The sequence below is a fragment of the Streptomyces sp. NPDC039430 genome (genome assembly GCF_055639435.1).
Window position 1 is genome coordinate 128,479 of record NZ_JBVKAK010000017.1, and the last position, 14,461, is coordinate 142,939.

The window sequence follows — 14,461 nt, forward strand, 5'->3', positions numbered from 1 at the left end:
GACAGACCGCGGGCGGGGCCGGGGCCGGGGCACGGCGCCTCGTCTGTCAGCCGGACTCTCCCGGGGAGCCGGGCTCCTCCAGCGCCCAGACACGCTCGGCGCGCAGCGGGCCGCCCCGGGCCATCACCCTGTCGTGGTCGATGGCGAGCGGCGCCAGCTGCGACGCGTAGCAGAGCACCGCCGCGCGCTTGGCCGCCCACTGCTGGTCGGACAGCGTCAGATCGTGGACGGTCCGCGTCCGGTAGCGGCTCGCGATGTCCTGATAGGCGCGCCCGAAGTCCTCATTCACGGCGAGGGCCGCGTCGGTGTCCGCGCTGCCCCACTCCTTGAGATGCCCCGTATAGGGGAGGTCGGCGTAGACGAGGGGGAGCGGCCTGCCGAGTTCGCCGAGGACCCGCAGTGCACGGTCGCGGACCTTCGCGTGGTCGGCCTGGTTGGTGCCCAGCGGGATGAGCAGCCGCGTGCCGGGGGCGAGATCGGCGAGATACGTGTCGATCTCGTGGAGCGGACCGCCGTCCCCGTACGGACCGTCGGGATGCCCGAGGACGACCCGCTCGGCACCGAGCAGCGCACAGGCCCGGGTGTCCTCCGCCACCCGGGCGAGATGCGCCTCGCCGCCGGACGAGAAGCCGCAGGTGGTGTCCCACCAGGAGACCTCCTGCCCTGGACACGGCGCGCCGCCGTACACGGTCACGACGGTGACGGGCGAGTCGAGCGCGGGGATCAGACCCGCGAGCGACAGCACGGCGTCGTCGAAGTGCGGGGAGAGGATCACGGTGGCGGGCGGGGGCGGGGGCGGTGTCATACGGACGTGCTCCTGTCGGTAACGGATGGTGCGGGCGTCGCGGAAACTCCGGCTGGTACGGAGGGTGACGGCGTCGGTGAGGTCGCCGTGGCGAACCGCACCGCGCGGAAGGCCGCGTCCCACTCGGCGTCGTCGCCCTCCCACCGGCCGGGGGCGGTCGCGACCGTGCCCCAGCGGATTCCGGGGCCCAGAGCGCCGCCGTCCGGCGGCGGAGTACGGCGCAGCCAGAGCAGATCGAACCGGTGGCGCGGGTACGCCGTCGCGATGACCAGCCTCAGCCGGCGCAGATCGGCGGCGGTGAGTTCGTCGAAGGCGTCGTGGTGGACGTACAGCACATACGCGGACGAGCGCGCGAGCGTGCGCCAGCGGTCGGCCAGCGCCCGGAACTTGGCGCGTACGCCGTCGAGTTGCCGGTCGATGTCGGACCGGCTGAGCGCCCTGCCGGTCACCGGGTGGAAGTCGTGGAAGAAACGGATGTCGGAGCCCCGGTCCAGCGCGCAGAGGCCGTCGCTGAACGGTTCGACCATCCCGGGCCGCAGCACGTCGGAGAAGTCACCGGCGATCGTCTCCACCACGGACTCGAATTCGAGATCGAGCCAGTCGAAGAAATGCGCGCGGTCGTCGCCGGTGATCCGGCGGATCTGATGGGTGGACTCGCAGTGGTAGCCCAGCCCGACACAACGGTCGTACGCGTCGTCCATGTCGTACCTCTCCGGTCTCCCCGGGCGCTCAGCCGTTCGTACGCCGCAGGAGCAGGCCCACACTGCCGCGCTTGCTCAGATAGGCGCGTCCCGCGCAGACGGTCTCCAGTTGCGGCGGCACGAGAACGGTCTCCTCGTCCGCCCGCCAGGTGGTGGACCGCTCCAGCCAGGGGCGTACGCGCGAGACCAGCGCCTCGGGTTCGAGCGCGACGAAGACGAGATCCGTGGCCAGATCGTCGAGGAGCGCCAGATCCTGGCCGTAGTAGAGCATCTCGATCAGCAGGTGCGCGGTGGCGCGGGGACCGTCTTCCTTGGCCAGTTCCGCGAGGCCGGCACCGTCCACGGTGACCCCTTCGGTACCGGCGAGCGCGGCGGTGAGCCGGGGCCGGAAGACCGCGTTGGGCTCGGTGGCCCGTACGGTGAAGCCCGCGGCGGCGAGCCGGTGGGTCAGCGCTCCCTCGCAGGCCCCCACCTCCACCAGCGTGCCGCCGGAGCCGGAGCCGGAGCCCTCGCCGGCGCACCGGTCCCGTACCCAGGCCGCGGTGGCGTCCAGCCGCCGTGCCTCGTACGGCGAACTGCCGAACTCCCACGGATCCACCACGGACGCCGCCTCGTCGTCCAGGCTGGCGAGCAGCGCGAAGAGCCGCTCACGCTGCTCGGGGTCGGTGTCGAAGAAGCGCTCGACGGCGGGGACATGGGGCGTCTGGACGACGAACTCGGGGTCGGGCTCGGCCAGCAGATGTCCGCACGAGCCATTGACGAAGTCCAGTTTGGCCGCGATGTGTTCCCTTCCCAGCGAGCGGTCGAGATCGCTGAGGATCTGGAGGTACGGCGAGAACCCGACGGCGTGCCGCAGCTCGGCCTCCGCGAGGCGCGCGTCGGCGGCACGGGCGAGGGCGGTGTCACGGCCGAGGCGCCCGCGACTGCGCCGGGTGTCCGCGGGGGAGTGTGTCCAGATCCGGAAGGGCCCTCCGGCGGCGGCCTGACGCAGGAGCGTGGCGAGCACCTCGGGCCCCGGCGAGGCGATGCCCTCCGTCACGGGCCTGACATGGGCCGCGACGAGCGCGAGGCGTTCCGTGGCGCCCAGGTCCGCACCGAGGACCAGCGTCTCGGTGCGCTCGCGATCGGCGAGGATCACCCGGGTCTCGCCACCGCTGCCGCCACCGCCGTCGTCGTCGGTGAGTACGGACAGGAAGTCGAGGACAGCGTCCTCGGCCCGGAGTACGACAACGATATCAATCACGGTACTTCGGTCCTTGGTACGGAGCCGACAGGGGGAGCGGGGCGGGGTGGGGCCGTCGGAGGGTGCTCGGTACGAGGGTGTCGGCTGGCAGGGACCCTAGCGGTCGCCGCACATGTGGTCCAGACCAATCAGAGGAATGATCGTCGATTTTCGGCCACCTCGACCCGGTCCGGCGCGGGCGCCGCATCGCGCCGAAAACACCGTGCGCCACCAGGGTTGGGGGCACGCCGGGCGGGCGGGACTTTGAAGACACGCCCCAGCGCTTCCGCACGCCGCCCGTGCGGGTGAACGCGGCGCTGTGGCGGGTCCGGGGAATCCTCGATCATCGGACGCGTCACTCCACGCCCGTGTCCGTGTACGTCCCGGAGGTTCGCCGTGCCCGTCGCCCCGCTCGACCATCAGACGACCGGCTATCAACTGGCCCACGCCTACTGGCTGGCGAAGGCCGCGGAGCTGGCCTACCGCGACGAGCACGAGGCGCGGACCGTCCTCGCCGACTGGGGGTTCGACCGGTTCCGGCACTTCGAGGCCCGCCATCAACTGCCGTTCCCCCTGGAGGACACCCAGGCGTACGTCGCCGCCAGCGACCGGATGATCGTCATCGCGTTCCGCGGCACCCAGCCGGTGGAGATCCGTGACTGGCTGACCGACGCCAACACCCCGCCCGTGCCGGGACCGGGCAACAAGGGCTTCGTCCACTTCGGCTTCCACCGGGCACTCGCCTCCGTGTATCCGGACGTACGGTCCGCCGTCGAGGCGTTCCGCACCGGCGGCCAGACGGTGTGGTTCACCGGGCACAGCCTGGGCGGCGCCCTCGCGATGCTCGCCGGGGGCCGGCTGTACTTCGAGGAGCCGCGGATCCTCGCCGACGGCATCTACACCTACGGACAGCCCCGCACCTGCGACCGGCTGCTCGCCGTCGCGCACAACACCGCGCTGAAGGGCCGTACCTACCGTTTCGTCAACAACAACGACATCGTTCCGCAGGTCCCGCCGGCGCCGGTGTTCACCCACGTGGATCACGTCAGGTATTTCGACGCCGACGGTGTACTCCACGACCGGATGCCGCTGATCGACGGGCTCAAGGACCGTATCAAGGGGCGTACCGCCGACCTGTTCGCGCCCGCGTCCGACGGAATTCGCGACCACTTCATGCCCGCGTATCTGGCGAATATCGAGAAAAACCTCGTCTGATCTCCACGCGGTCACGGCGCGAGGCGCGGCTCACACACCGCGCCCCGCGCCCGCACTGTTTCTCCGGGCCGTTTCTCCGGGCCGTTTCTCCGCGCCGTTTCTCCGGGCCGTTTTCTCAGCGGCGGCCGAGCCGGCGCTCGCCCTGCGAGCCGGTCGCGTAGGGCAGCCCGTAGTGCGCGAAGATCCGCGGTTCGTCCTCGGAGAGCAGTTCTCCGTCGGTATCGATCGACGGGGCATCCTTGGCGAGTTTCCGGTCCCATGGGATCTTCAGATAATCCGGTCCGACCGTGGCGTCGGCCAGCGGGACGAAGACCAGCCGCCGTTTCGTGGGCAGACCGACCGTGACCGTGGCGAACGACGGGGCGTCCGTGGCGGTGTCGACGTAGATGGCCTCCAGCGAGCCGATCTTCCGCTTTTCGGCATCGACCACATCGTGGCCGCGCCACTCCCGGATGTCGTCGGCTTCGAACATGAGCGCCTCACCTCTCCTCGGCTTATTCTCTTCTCATCCTTGTTTTCAGGACGTACCCGGCCCGGGTATCGGCCGATGCCGGCCGCGCCCGTATCCGCCGTTCGGGGGTGGCGGGCGGTTACACTCGAAAACATTCCCGGTCGGTGTACACAATCAACACAGCCGGCTCAAGACGGTCGTGATCGACCCGAAAGGCGTGGCTGAATGGCGATCCATCCCTCAGGTGAACCCGCGGTGCTCGAAAAGCGACGGGAAGCCGGCAGCGATTTCGCCTGCCTGGCGAGGAAAATCACCGCGGCCGGCCTCATGCGCCGACGGCCCTGGTATTACGTGGCACGGATGTCGCTCATCGCCGTGCTCTACGCGCTCGGCTGGGCGGCCTTCGTCCTCCTCGGCGACAGCTGGTGGACACTCGCCGTCGCCGCGTTCCTCGCCGTCGTCTTCGGACAGGTCGCCCTCGTCGCGCATGACGTGGGACATCGCCAGGTGTTCCGGCTGCGCCGGGCCAGCACCTGGGCCGGGCGGTTCGCGGGGAACCTCGGTATCGGCATGGGATACGGCTGGTGGCAGGACAAGCACTCCCGTCACCACGCCAATCCGAACCACGTGGAGCTGGATCCGGATGTCGAACCCGACGTACTGGTGTGGACCCGCGGCCAGGCACGCGCGGCCACGGGGCTGCCCCGGCTGATCGGCGGCTCGCAGGCATATCTGTTCTTCCCGCTCCTCGCGCTGGAGGGCATCAACCTCCATGTGGCCGGGGTACGGGCGCTGGCCGACCGTTCGCTGAAACAGCGGCGCCAGGAAGGGCTGCTGCTCTTCACGCACTTCGCGCTCTATCTCGGCGCGCTGTTCGTGGTCCTGCCGCCCGGCAAGGCGGTGGCCTTCCTCGCCGTCCACCAGTGCCTGTTCGGCCTCTATATGGGCTCGATCTTCGCCCCCAACCACAAGGGCATGCCCACCCTGAGCGGTGACGACCGGCCCGATTTCCTCCGGCGCCAGGTCCTCACCTCGCGCAATGTGCGCGGCGGCTGGTTCACCGATCTCGCGCTGGGCGGGCTCAACTACCAGATCGAGCACCACCTCTTCCCGAGCATGCCCACGCCGCAGCTGCGCCGGGCCCAGCCCCTCGTCCGGCGTTACTGCCAGGAACTCGGGATCGATTATCTGGAGACGGGCCTCCTCACCTCCTACCGTCAGGCGCTCAGAAGCCTGCACGACGCGGGCGCCCCGCTCCGGCCGGCCGTGGCCGCCGGCAAGGCGTGAGCGGGAAAACCACTGGTGGGCGCGCCGGGCGTACGCGCATTCTGGCCGCATGCTGATCAGGGAAGCCACCCCCGAGGACTGGCCCGCCATCTGGCCGTTCTTCCACCGGATCGTCGCCGAGGGCGAGACCTTCACCTACCCCGTCGGGCTCGGCGAGTCCGACGGGCGTGACATGTGGCTGGTCGCGCCCCCGAACCGCACCGTCGTCGCCGTCGACGACGCGGGCACGGTCCTGGGCACGGCGAAGATGAACCGGAACCACATGGGCAACGGCTCGCACATCGCGAGCGCGAGCTACATGGTGGACCCGGCGCACGCGGGGCGCGGGGTGGGCAGAGCGCTCTGTACGTACACGATCGACTGGGCCCGTGCGGCGGGATACCGCGCGATGCAGTTCAACGCGGTCGGCGAGACCAATGCGCACGCGGTGAAGCTGTACCGGTCGCTCGGCTTCGAGGTACTGGGCACGCTCCCTGAGGGCTTCCTGCACCCGGCGCACGGCTATGTCGGGCTGCACATCATGCACCGCGCGCTCTGAGCGCGGGATCCGGGCGAATATACGACCGGACAGGCCCTAGCGGTCCTGGAGCACGGACAGGACGTTCCCCGCCGGGTCCGTGAACCACGCGATGTACGGGCCGCCGCCCCGGAAGATGCCCTTCTCGTCCGCTTCCATGGCGGGGTAGCGCTCGAAGGTCACGCCGCGGCCGCCCAGTTCCTCGACCGCCGCGTCGATGTCGTCCACCGGGAAGTTGAGAATCGTGAACGACGCGGGGGTGTGATCGGGCTTCGGGTAGATGAGTACGGTGGTTCCGCCCGCGAGACGCAGACGCAGCAGGCCGTACTCCTCCTCCACCGTCAGTCCCAGTGTCTCGCCGTAGAAGTGCCTGGCCTTCTCGATGTCGTCCACGGCGAAACCGCTGAACGCCGGAGTGTTGCCGAACATGACGGCCGTCCTTTCTCGATCAGGGGGTGATCGGGGTTGATCAGAGGCTGATCAGGGGTGCCGAAGAGGTAGACGCCCGCGGGGTCCGAGACTCATCGGTCGTTCCGGCGGCGGATACGACGCGTGCTCACCGGCGCGGCTCCGGCCGGGAAGTGCGACCGGGCCGGGACGAAGGACGCGCCCAGGCCGAGCCAGGCGGCGGCGTAGAGCCATCCGCCCACGACATCCGTCGCCCAGTGGACCCCGAGGTAGATCCGGCTCAGCCCCACGGCGACGGCCCAGCAGACGAGGAGCGCGATGAGCGCCCCTCTCAGCCATTTGGGTATCACCCGTGATCCCCGGCCGGGGTGGGCGGAGTGGCCGAAGCGGACGAGGCCCCAGATCAGCAGACCCGCCGCGAGCGCCGACGTGGTGGCGTGCCCGGAGGGGAACGCGAAGCCGGAGGCGTGGGTCAGCCAGTCGGCCATCGGCGGCCGCGGCCGGGCCACGGCCGCCAGGAGACCGTAGCGGGCGGCCTGCCCCGCGAGGAGGAACACCAGCGCGCCCGCCGCCGCCATCAGCCGGTGCCGCGGGTCGCGGCCGGCGAGCAGCCCGGCCACGACGGCGCACAGATAGGGGTACGGTCCGGTGCCGCTCGCCGTCACGGCCCGCGCCGCGGTGACGCCCGCGGGGGACGAGCGGTGCCCGAGCGACCAGTCGAGCGCGTCCGTGTCCAGCGGGAACGGGGCGCCCCCGCGGCCCGTCACGAGCACGGCCAGCAGGGCGAAGGCCCCGGCGCACAGCACGGTGACGATCAGTGGCGCGGTGCGGACGGCTCTGCGGGCCGGCGGTTCCGTCAGGCTCACCGACGGGCCACCAGCGGGCGCAGCGGGGTGTCATGGAGCCGCTCGGCCAGCGGTGCGGTGCGTCGCGCGAGGCTCATCAGCGCCCAGGCCACCGCCGCACCGACCAGCAGCCCGAGGACGACGTCGTGCGGGTAGTGCGCCCCGACCCAGACCCGTGATCCGGCCATCAGCAGCGCCGCGGGGACCGCGACCGCCGCGAGCGCGCGGTCGACGAACAGCAGCGCGACGGCCGCTGCCGCCGCGATCGCGGCGTGGTTGCTCGGCAGCGACCAGTCGCCCAGCGGAGGGCATGCCTCGATGGTGATCGTGTGCAGTGTCTGACAGGGCCGTTGCTCCCGCATCACCGACTTGAGGGCCAGACCGACGACGTACGCCAGGACCATCGCGAGCGGCGCGGCGAGCGCCATGACGGCGCGCGCCGAGGACCGCGGAGCGCCGGCCGCGGGCCGGGCGCGCCACCACGCCGCCAGCAGGAGCACGGCGAACAGGGCCAGACCGTATGTGGACCAGAGGGAGACGGCGCTGTCCAGCCGGCCTGGCGAGCGGTCCGCCAGGCCGGTCACGGACCTGTACAGACCCTCGTCGAACCACCGGTCCTCGGGCGCGCCCGCCGCCCACGCGCTCGCCGCCCACGCACTCGCGGTCAACGTGCCTCCTCGGGGGACTCGGGCACGGACCCGGCGGCCCGGCGCGAGCGCAGCACCTCCAGAGCCAGCGGAATGAGCGAGACGACCACGATGACCGCGACGATGGGCAGCAGATAACGGTCGACGTTGGGCACGGACGAGCCGAGCGCGTATCCGGCGAGTACGAGCCCGACGGTCCAGAGCACGCCGCCGAGGGCCTGCCAGAGAGTGAAGAGGCGCGCGGGCACGTTCAGGGCGCCGGCCAGCGGGTTCAGCACGGTGCGCACGACCGGGACGAAGCGGGCGAGCACGATGGCCTTCGCGTGGCCGTACCGTTCGAGCAGCTCCTCCGCGCGGGCCGCTCCCTCGTGCAGCTTGCGGGCGCGGCTGCGTGCCAGCAGCGCCCGGCCGCCGCGCCGGCCGATCCAGTAGCCGGTCTGCGCGCCCAGCAGCGCGCCGAGGACCGACGCGGCCAGGACCTGCGGGAGCGAGAGGTGCGCGGTTCCGTTCGCGCCGGAGACGCAGAGCAGTCCCGCGGTGAAGAGCAGTGAGTCACCGGGGAGGAAGAACCCGACGAGGAGGCCGGTCTCGGCGAAGAGGACGACGGCGATGCCGAGGGCGCCGAACGCGGAGAGCAGTGATCCCGCGTCGAGAAGGTTCACGGCCTGCGGCATCGTCGCGAAGGCGGATACGTCCATTGAAGGGCTGCTCCCATAATGGTGGACGGAGGGGCGGACAGGGGTGTCCCGCATGACGACCCGATTGACTACAGTTCTGTAGACGGTCTACTTCACTGTAGACGAAGAGAACGGGAGGAGCGTTCCCATGGGCGACGACGGCGCGGAACGGCGGCCGGCGGGGGAACTGGAAGCCGGTGTGCTCGCGGCGCTGTGGGCGGCCGAGGAGCCGCTCACCCCCGGACGCGTCCAGGAAGCGCTCGGTGGACCGCTTGCCCGCACCACCGTCACCACGATTCTGTCGCGGCTGTACGAGAAGGGCAGTGTCACGCGCATCCGATCGGGGCGCGGCTACGCGTACTCCCCGACCGAGGACGCCCCCGGGCTGACCGCCCGCCGTATGCACTCCGAGCTGGCGAAGGACGAGGACCGGAGCGCGGTGCTCGCCCGCTTCGTCTCCCAGCTCAACGACGAGGACGAGCGGCTGCTGCGCTCCCTGCTGGACGGCGGCGAGGCCGGATGACCTACCTCGTACTGATCCCGCTCCTGGTGCCCTTCCTCGCGGCGCCCGCCGCCCGCCGGGCCGCCGCGGTCCTCCCGCCGCGCCGCGCGGCTGTGCTGCTCACCGCCGCCGCGCTGGTCCTGGCCGCCAGCAGTTCCGCCGCCCTGGTGCTGCTGGTCGTACCGGGCGCGTCGTATCTCCCCGCCGTCGCCGTCCTCGGTGAACTCGCCGAGCCGCTGACGGCAGGACCGCCCCCGGTGACCATCGCGCTCGCGCTCGTCGCCGGGGCTCTGCTGGTCTGGCGTACGGCGGCGCTCACCGCCGCCGCGCGGCGCGACCTGACGGAGCTGCGCCGGGCCAGGGCCCTCACGGGCGGCACGGACGGCGAACTGGCGGTGGTACGGGACGACCGGCCCGACGCGTACGCCCTGCCGGGGCACCCCGGCAGGATCGTCGTCACCACCGGCATGCTGCGCGCCCTGGAACCGCCCGAGCGCGAGGCGCTGTTCGCCCATGAACGCGCCCATCTGCGCGGCCGCCACCATGTCCTGCTCGCGGCGGCGGAACTGGCCGCGCTCTGCCACCCGGCCCTGCGCGCGCTGCGCGAACCGCTCGGCTACGCGCTGGAGCGCGCCGCGGACGAGGCCGCCGCCGCGGCCGTCGGTGACCGGCGGCTCGCCGCCCGCGCGATCGGGCGCGCCGCGCTGGCCGCCCGCGGTGCCCCGGGCCTGTCGGGGGCGGTCAGGCCCCGGACCGTACTCGCGGCGACCGCGGGCCCGGTGCCCCGGCGTGTCGCCGCGCTGCTGGGTACCGGCCCGGCCGGCCGGCCCGCGCTCCGGCCACGGACCCGCCGCCTCGTCGCGGGGGCGCTGCTGATGTGCCTGACGCTGTCCGGCGCCTCGGCCGTGGGGGCGGCGAACGACCTGCACACCCATATCGAGATCGCGCAGGGAGAGGACCCCGGGCGCTGACCGGCGGCGCCGTGCCGATAACCCGGGATTCCCCCGTTCCCTCCTTCGCCCGTTCCCCGTTCCGCCGTCATGCGTCCGTCATTCGTCCCTCACCGGTATATCCGGCCGAACTCCAAGGTGTCCCCGGAGGAATCATCACCCCCGGTCCTCCGGCCCTGACCGCCACCGTGTCTGCCGCCGTGTCCTCGGAACTCGTGGGGGGAGCCGGGTGCGGTGGCGACCAGCGGACGTTCCCGGTGAAGCGGCTCCGGCAGCGCTTCCTCCGAGAGCAGAGGCGGCAGCGCGCGGTCCATACGCAGCGCGTCCACCGATTCCGCCAGTAACTCGTATTCCGTGGTGTCGTCGCGCGTGGCGACACGGATGAGACGCCCGGCCGCCAAGTGCTCGGCGACCATGTCCTGATGGGCCGTATCGTCCCGCCAGGCCCGGAGCGTCGTCGGTACGTCCGGCACGCCCCGCCCCACCGGAGTGAGCGCGGCGGCCGGAAAATGTTTGTTTTCCGGGCTGGGATCGAGCCGTTCCGCTATCCAGGTCGCACGATCCCGCAACCACCACAGTGCAAGTGCCAGAGTGGGGGCGCGATATGTTCCCAGCGGAACGCCGATACGCTGTCCACCGCAGATTCCGTACGCGGTGACATGGCACAGGAATTCGTCATGCACGGCCGCTCTCCTTGCGCCGTTCTGTGGACCCTGATGGCGTGGGCCGCAGTGCTTTTGCGGTGACGTTGCGCGGGTACCTCGGGTGCCGTGGCGGAGTGATTTCCCGGGGGAGTGGAAAGCGACTCCGGAATGCCCGAACTTCCAACTATGAAGCCTTTACTGACGTCCTGTCACGACGCGGATCCGGCCAGATCCGGAGCGTAATCACCGCCCTCCATGGCGGAAATTTCATGACACCGCGCCGTGCTGGAGCGTCCATTGCCGTGGGGTCGTATGCCAGCATCTGCGGGTACTGCGCGACGCCGGTCTCGTCGGGGGCCGGCAGGTCTCGACGCGATGGAGGACGACCCCTCATGAACACGAACCCGCACGACGGCACCCCCTACGACCACACCTGGCACGACATCTCGCAGGACGACACGCTGACGACCGCCGCCGACGGCCGGACCGCCCTGCGGATGGAGCGCAGGCTTCCGCACCCTCCCGAGAAGGTCTGGGCCGCGATCACCGAACCCGCCGCTCTCGCCCAGTGGTTCCCCTCCGAGGTGACCGTCGACCTCACGCCCGGTGGCGCGATGGGCTTCCACTTCCCCGGCGTCAGCGGACCGGGCATGACGGGCACGGTCACGGACGTCGACGAGCCCCGGCTCTTCGCGTTCACCTGGGGCGCCGACCATCTGAGCTGGTCCGTCGCGCCCGACGGAGAGGGCTCCCTGCTCACGCTCGTGCACACCTTCGACGATCTCGCGGGCGCGGCGAGCTTCGCCTCCGGCTGGCACCTCTGTATCGCCGCCCTCGCCCAGCTGCTCGCCGGGGGCCCGGTCACCGTCGGCCGTGACACGGGCGAGCTGCACGAGACGTACGTACGGCGGTTCGGTCTCGGCCGTGGCACCGCCGAGCCGGCCGGGGACGACACCGCCGGCCCGCGGATCCGGCTGGAACGTCAGCTGGTACGGCCGGCCGCGACCGTCTGGGACGTCCTGTCGGCGGGCATCGAGCCGGTGGCGGGCCTGCCCGTCCCGGTCGGGTTCACCGCCGAGAACGTTCCGGCGGGCCATGTCACGGAGGTCAGGGCGCCGAAGTCGCTGACCTATACCTGGCAGCCCGAGGGAGCGGTGACCTGGGAACTGAGGCAGGGGACCGGCCATGGGGCCCGGCTGGTACTGACCCAGACCGGCCCCGAGGGCGCCGACGCGGACGCGGCCCTGGCCGCCTGGCGGACGCGGATCGACCAGCTCGCGGCGGATCTCCTCAAGGTCTAGGGCGTGTTGCGAAAGTCCCGCCTGGCCCGCGACGCCCAGCACGCACGCTTGCGGTGTTGTCGGGATCACCCCAGTACGTCCAGTACTGGGGCGACCCTCCGCCTTGCGATCGCCGCTCGGCATCCAAAGGAGGAGTCAGGCGCCGAGACGGAGAGAGCGCGGCGAGCGTAGTGCACCGGACGCCGCGGGCCCCGCCCTTCGGGCGGACGGCGCTACCTTCGCAACACGCCCTGGACGAGCGAGTCCGGGCCCAGTGAGTCCGGGCCCGGCGGCGAGCCTCCACGCCGTCCGGGGGGATGTGGCCGGAAGGAGGCCGTGTGGCGAGTCTGTGATGGCTCAGTAGGGGCCTCCGGATCCGCGCCACCCAGGTGGAGGGGCGGCGGGAGCCCTGGTTAGGGTGCCTTGAATGTTCGCCCCACGTTTTCCCCCCACATTTTCCGTAAGAGGTGTGTTCGCCGATCCGGGTTCCCGCTGGGAGGCTCTGTGACGCAGCTCACTGATCAGCCGGTACGGGCCACGGCGACCGCGCGACCGGCGGAAGCCGCACCGGCCGGGCCGGCCGCGCCACCGGCGAAGAAGCGGGACGCGTTCTTCGACAACGCCAAGTTCCTGGCGATCGTGCTGGTCGCGATGGGACACGCGTGGGAGCCGCTGCGGGACGGCAGCCGGGCGGTCTCCGCGCTCTACATCGTCGTCTACGCCTTCCATATGCCGGCGTTCATCATCATCTCGGGTTATTTCTCGCGGAGCTTCGACTTCCGGCCCGACCGGGTGCGCCGGCTGATCACCGGCATCGCCGTGCCGTACATCGTGTTCGAGGTCGCCTACAGCCTCTTCCACCGATGGGCCGCGGACGATCCGTCCATGGAGATCACCCTTCTCGACCCCTGGTATCTGACCTGGTTCCTGCTCGCCCTCCTCGTCTGGCGGATGACGGCGCCGATCTGGCGTCTGGTCCGGTGGCCCGTCCCGGTCGCGCTGGGGATCGCCATGCTCGCCTCCCTCTCCCCGGACATCGGCGACGACCTCGATCTCCAGCGGGTCCTGCAGTTCCTGCCGTTCTTCGTGCTCGGCCTGCGGCTCAAGCCCGAGCACTTCCAGCTGGTCCGCCGCAGGGAAGTACGCCTCCTGGCCGTTCCGGTCTTCGCCGCCACGGTCGTCTTCGCGTACTGGGCCGTCACCCGCATGAACATGGCGTGGTTCTTCCACCGCGACAGCGCGCAGGAACTGGGCGCGCCCTGGTGGAGCGGGATCCTGATGACGCTCGCCCTCTTCGGCTGCTCCCTCGTACTGACCGCCTGCTTCTTCGCCTGGGTCCCCGGCCGCCGCATGTGGTTCACGCTGCTGGGAGCCGGCACGCTCTGCGGCTATCTGCTGCACGGATTCCTCGCCCAGAGCGCGAGCACCTGGGACTGGTACGACGCCGGCTGGCTGCACCGGCCCATCGGCCCGGTCGTCGTCACGGTCCTCGCGGGCGTGGTGGTCACGCTGCTCTGTACGCCTCCCGTCCAGCGGCTCTTCCGCTTCGCGCTGGAGCCGGACATGGCCTGGGCGTTCAGAACGGATCCGGCTTCCAGGACCGGCCCGGCCGAGCGGCGCGGAACGAGCTAGGCCCTGGAGCTGAGGCCGGGGGTACGACACGGGCGGTGGCCGTCGGCCACCGCCCCGTGTGTATCGGGCCGGATGCTCCGTTCAGAGGCCGTTCAGAGGCCGGATCAGAGGTCGAACTCGTGCGGCGGCAGGTCGAGCGCGAAGCAGGCCTCGCGGACCACGGCCTGTTCCGTCTTGTCGAAGTCGCCGTCGGCGCCGCCGATGACGATGCCGATCTGGATGACGGCCCGCGCCTCGTCGGGCTTCTTCCTGGCCTTGCCCACCTCCTGGAGGACCCCCACCTTGCCGAACGCGAAGTCCGCGGTCAGCTGGTTGAGATAGCCGTCGAAGCGGCGCTGGAGGTCGTCCGCGGGGAAGTTCCGCAGTACGTCATTGGTGGCGATCAGCGAGGCGACCCGCTGGCGTTCGGCGGGGTCGACGGAGCCGTCGGCCGCGGCGACCAGCGCGCACATCGCCATACTCGCGTCGCGGAACGAGCCGCTCTTCAGGTCGTTCTTCTTCGCCGTGAGCTGCGTCTGCATCGTCGCGGCGGATTCCTTGAACCGGTCCCACAGGGCCATTTCGGTCATCTCTCCTCAGGTGTCACACAGAGTCACTCCGACAACGAGCGAGACCGGCGCCGCGTGCCCGTCGTGCGTACCCGCGTGTGGCCCGGAGAGGCGCGCGCCCTCCGCGCGT

16 protein-coding genes and 1 pseudogene are annotated in these 14,461 nt (G+C 71.1%); 7 read left to right on the plus strand and 10 right to left on the minus strand.

The window, feature by feature from the left end:
* Nucleotides 1-46: 46 nt before the first annotated feature.
* The 3 genes from ACZ7LS_RS31010 to ACZ7LS_RS31020 are packed head-to-tail and all read right to left on the minus strand — an operon-like array spanning nucleotide 47 to nucleotide 2,749.
* On the minus strand, nucleotides 47-805 hold the full coding sequence (locus ACZ7LS_RS31010; RefSeq protein ID WP_382969762.1) for a PIG-L deacetylase family protein: 759 nt from the start codon (nucleotides 803-805) through the stop codon (nucleotides 47-49).
* Complete coding sequence (locus ACZ7LS_RS31015; RefSeq protein WP_385135677.1) at nucleotides 802-1,506, minus strand: papain-like cysteine peptidase; 705 nt, start codon at nucleotides 1,504-1,506, stop codon at nucleotides 802-804. The genes ACZ7LS_RS31010 and ACZ7LS_RS31015 overlap by 4 nt, the downstream gene beginning before the upstream one ends.
* A gap of 28 nt (nucleotides 1,507-1,534) precedes the next feature.
* Complete coding sequence (locus tag ACZ7LS_RS31020) at nucleotides 1,535-2,749, minus strand: hypothetical protein (protein ID WP_385135680.1); 1,215 nt, start codon at nucleotides 2,747-2,749, stop codon at nucleotides 1,535-1,537.
* 375 nt (nucleotides 2,750-3,124) lie between these two features.
* Between ACZ7LS_RS31020 and ACZ7LS_RS31025 the strand changes: the two genes are divergently transcribed.
* On the plus strand, nucleotides 3,125-3,943 hold the full coding sequence (locus tag ACZ7LS_RS31025; RefSeq protein WP_382524473.1) for a lipase family protein: 819 nt from the start codon (nucleotides 3,125-3,127) through the stop codon (nucleotides 3,941-3,943).
* Between the two features lie 115 nt (nucleotides 3,944-4,058).
* Here ACZ7LS_RS31025 and ACZ7LS_RS31030 read toward each other — a convergent pair whose 3' ends face one another.
* Nucleotides 4,059-4,415 carry a PRC-barrel domain-containing protein gene (locus tag ACZ7LS_RS31030; RefSeq protein WP_382524475.1) on the minus strand — a complete coding sequence of 119 codons (357 nt, stop codon included), beginning with the start codon at nucleotides 4,413-4,415 and terminating at the stop codon, nucleotides 4,059-4,061.
* Between the two features lie 234 nt (nucleotides 4,416-4,649).
* Here ACZ7LS_RS31030 and ACZ7LS_RS31035 point away from each other — a divergent pair, with 234 nt between their 5' ends.
* Entirely contained in the window at nucleotides 4,650-5,681 is a 1,032-nt protein-coding gene (locus ACZ7LS_RS31035) for a fatty acid desaturase family protein (protein WP_382524477.1), read from the plus strand.
* A gap of 49 nt (nucleotides 5,682-5,730) precedes the next feature.
* Complete coding sequence (locus ACZ7LS_RS31040) at nucleotides 5,731-6,219, plus strand: GNAT family N-acetyltransferase (protein WP_385135685.1); 489 nt, start codon at nucleotides 5,731-5,733, stop codon at nucleotides 6,217-6,219.
* Between the two features lie 36 nt (nucleotides 6,220-6,255).
* On the opposite strand, the gene ACZ7LS_RS31045 is transcribed toward ACZ7LS_RS31040, so the two are convergent.
* The 4 genes from ACZ7LS_RS31045 to ACZ7LS_RS31060 all read right to left on the minus strand — a co-directional run bounded on the left by ACZ7LS_RS31045 (nucleotide 6,256) and on the right by ACZ7LS_RS31060 (nucleotide 8,796).
* The gene (locus tag ACZ7LS_RS31045; RefSeq protein ID WP_382674594.1) at nucleotides 6,256-6,627 is read right to left on the minus strand and encodes a VOC family protein; all 372 of its coding nucleotides are present in this window, start codon (nucleotides 6,625-6,627) and stop codon (nucleotides 6,256-6,258) included.
* Between the two features lie 92 nt (nucleotides 6,628-6,719).
* The gene (locus tag ACZ7LS_RS31050; RefSeq protein WP_385135688.1) at nucleotides 6,720-7,472 is read right to left on the minus strand and encodes a phosphatase PAP2 family protein; all 753 of its coding nucleotides are present in this window, start codon (nucleotides 7,470-7,472) and stop codon (nucleotides 6,720-6,722) included.
* The gene (locus tag ACZ7LS_RS31055) at nucleotides 7,469-8,047 is read right to left on the minus strand and encodes a phosphatase PAP2 family protein (RefSeq protein WP_382524592.1); all 579 of its coding nucleotides are present in this window, start codon (nucleotides 8,045-8,047) and stop codon (nucleotides 7,469-7,471) included. The genes ACZ7LS_RS31050 and ACZ7LS_RS31055 overlap by 4 nt, the downstream gene beginning before the upstream one ends.
* Nucleotides 8,048-8,115: 68 nt before the next feature.
* Nucleotides 8,116-8,796, minus strand: coding sequence for a DedA family protein (locus ACZ7LS_RS31060; protein ID WP_382674600.1), 681 nt, complete (start codon nucleotides 8,794-8,796; stop codon nucleotides 8,116-8,118).
* A 127-nt stretch (nucleotides 8,797-8,923) separates the two neighbouring features.
* Between ACZ7LS_RS31060 and ACZ7LS_RS31065 the strand changes: the two genes are divergently transcribed.
* Together ACZ7LS_RS31065 and ACZ7LS_RS31070 are read left to right on the plus strand one after the other, a co-directional pair.
* Nucleotides 8,924-9,298: a BlaI/MecI/CopY family transcriptional regulator gene (locus tag ACZ7LS_RS31065; RefSeq protein ID WP_382524485.1), complete on the plus strand. Its 375-nt coding sequence runs from the start codon at nucleotides 8,924-8,926 to the stop codon at nucleotides 9,296-9,298.
* Nucleotides 9,295-10,248 (plus strand): M48 family metalloprotease, encoded by a 954-nt coding sequence (locus ACZ7LS_RS31070; RefSeq protein ID WP_385135692.1) that lies wholly within the window; start codon nucleotides 9,295-9,297, stop codon nucleotides 10,246-10,248. The genes ACZ7LS_RS31065 and ACZ7LS_RS31070 overlap by 4 nt, the downstream gene beginning before the upstream one ends.
* A 266-nt stretch (nucleotides 10,249-10,514) precedes the next feature.
* Here the strand turns inward: ACZ7LS_RS31070 and ACZ7LS_RS31075 are convergent.
* A pseudogene (locus ACZ7LS_RS31075) lies at nucleotides 10,515-10,910 on the minus strand (hypothetical protein); the annotation flags it as partial.
* A 353-nt stretch (nucleotides 10,911-11,263) separates the two neighbouring features.
* Between ACZ7LS_RS31075 and ACZ7LS_RS31080 the strand changes: the two are divergent.
* Nucleotides 11,264-12,172 carry an SRPBCC family protein gene (locus ACZ7LS_RS31080; RefSeq protein ID WP_385135695.1) on the plus strand — a complete coding sequence of 303 codons (909 nt, stop codon included), beginning with the start codon at nucleotides 11,264-11,266 and terminating at the stop codon, nucleotides 12,170-12,172.
* 483 nt (nucleotides 12,173-12,655) lie between these two features.
* The gene (locus ACZ7LS_RS31085; RefSeq protein ID WP_385135697.1) at nucleotides 12,656-13,783 is read left to right on the plus strand and encodes an acyltransferase family protein; all 1,128 of its coding nucleotides are present in this window, start codon (nucleotides 12,656-12,658) and stop codon (nucleotides 13,781-13,783) included.
* Between the two features lie 104 nt (nucleotides 13,784-13,887).
* On the opposite strand, the gene ACZ7LS_RS31090 is transcribed toward ACZ7LS_RS31085, so the two are convergent.
* On the minus strand, nucleotides 13,888-14,343 hold the full coding sequence (locus tag ACZ7LS_RS31090) for a tellurite resistance TerB family protein (RefSeq protein ID WP_385135722.1): 456 nt from the start codon (nucleotides 14,341-14,343) through the stop codon (nucleotides 13,888-13,890).
* Nucleotides 14,344-14,461 lie beyond the last annotated feature (118 nt).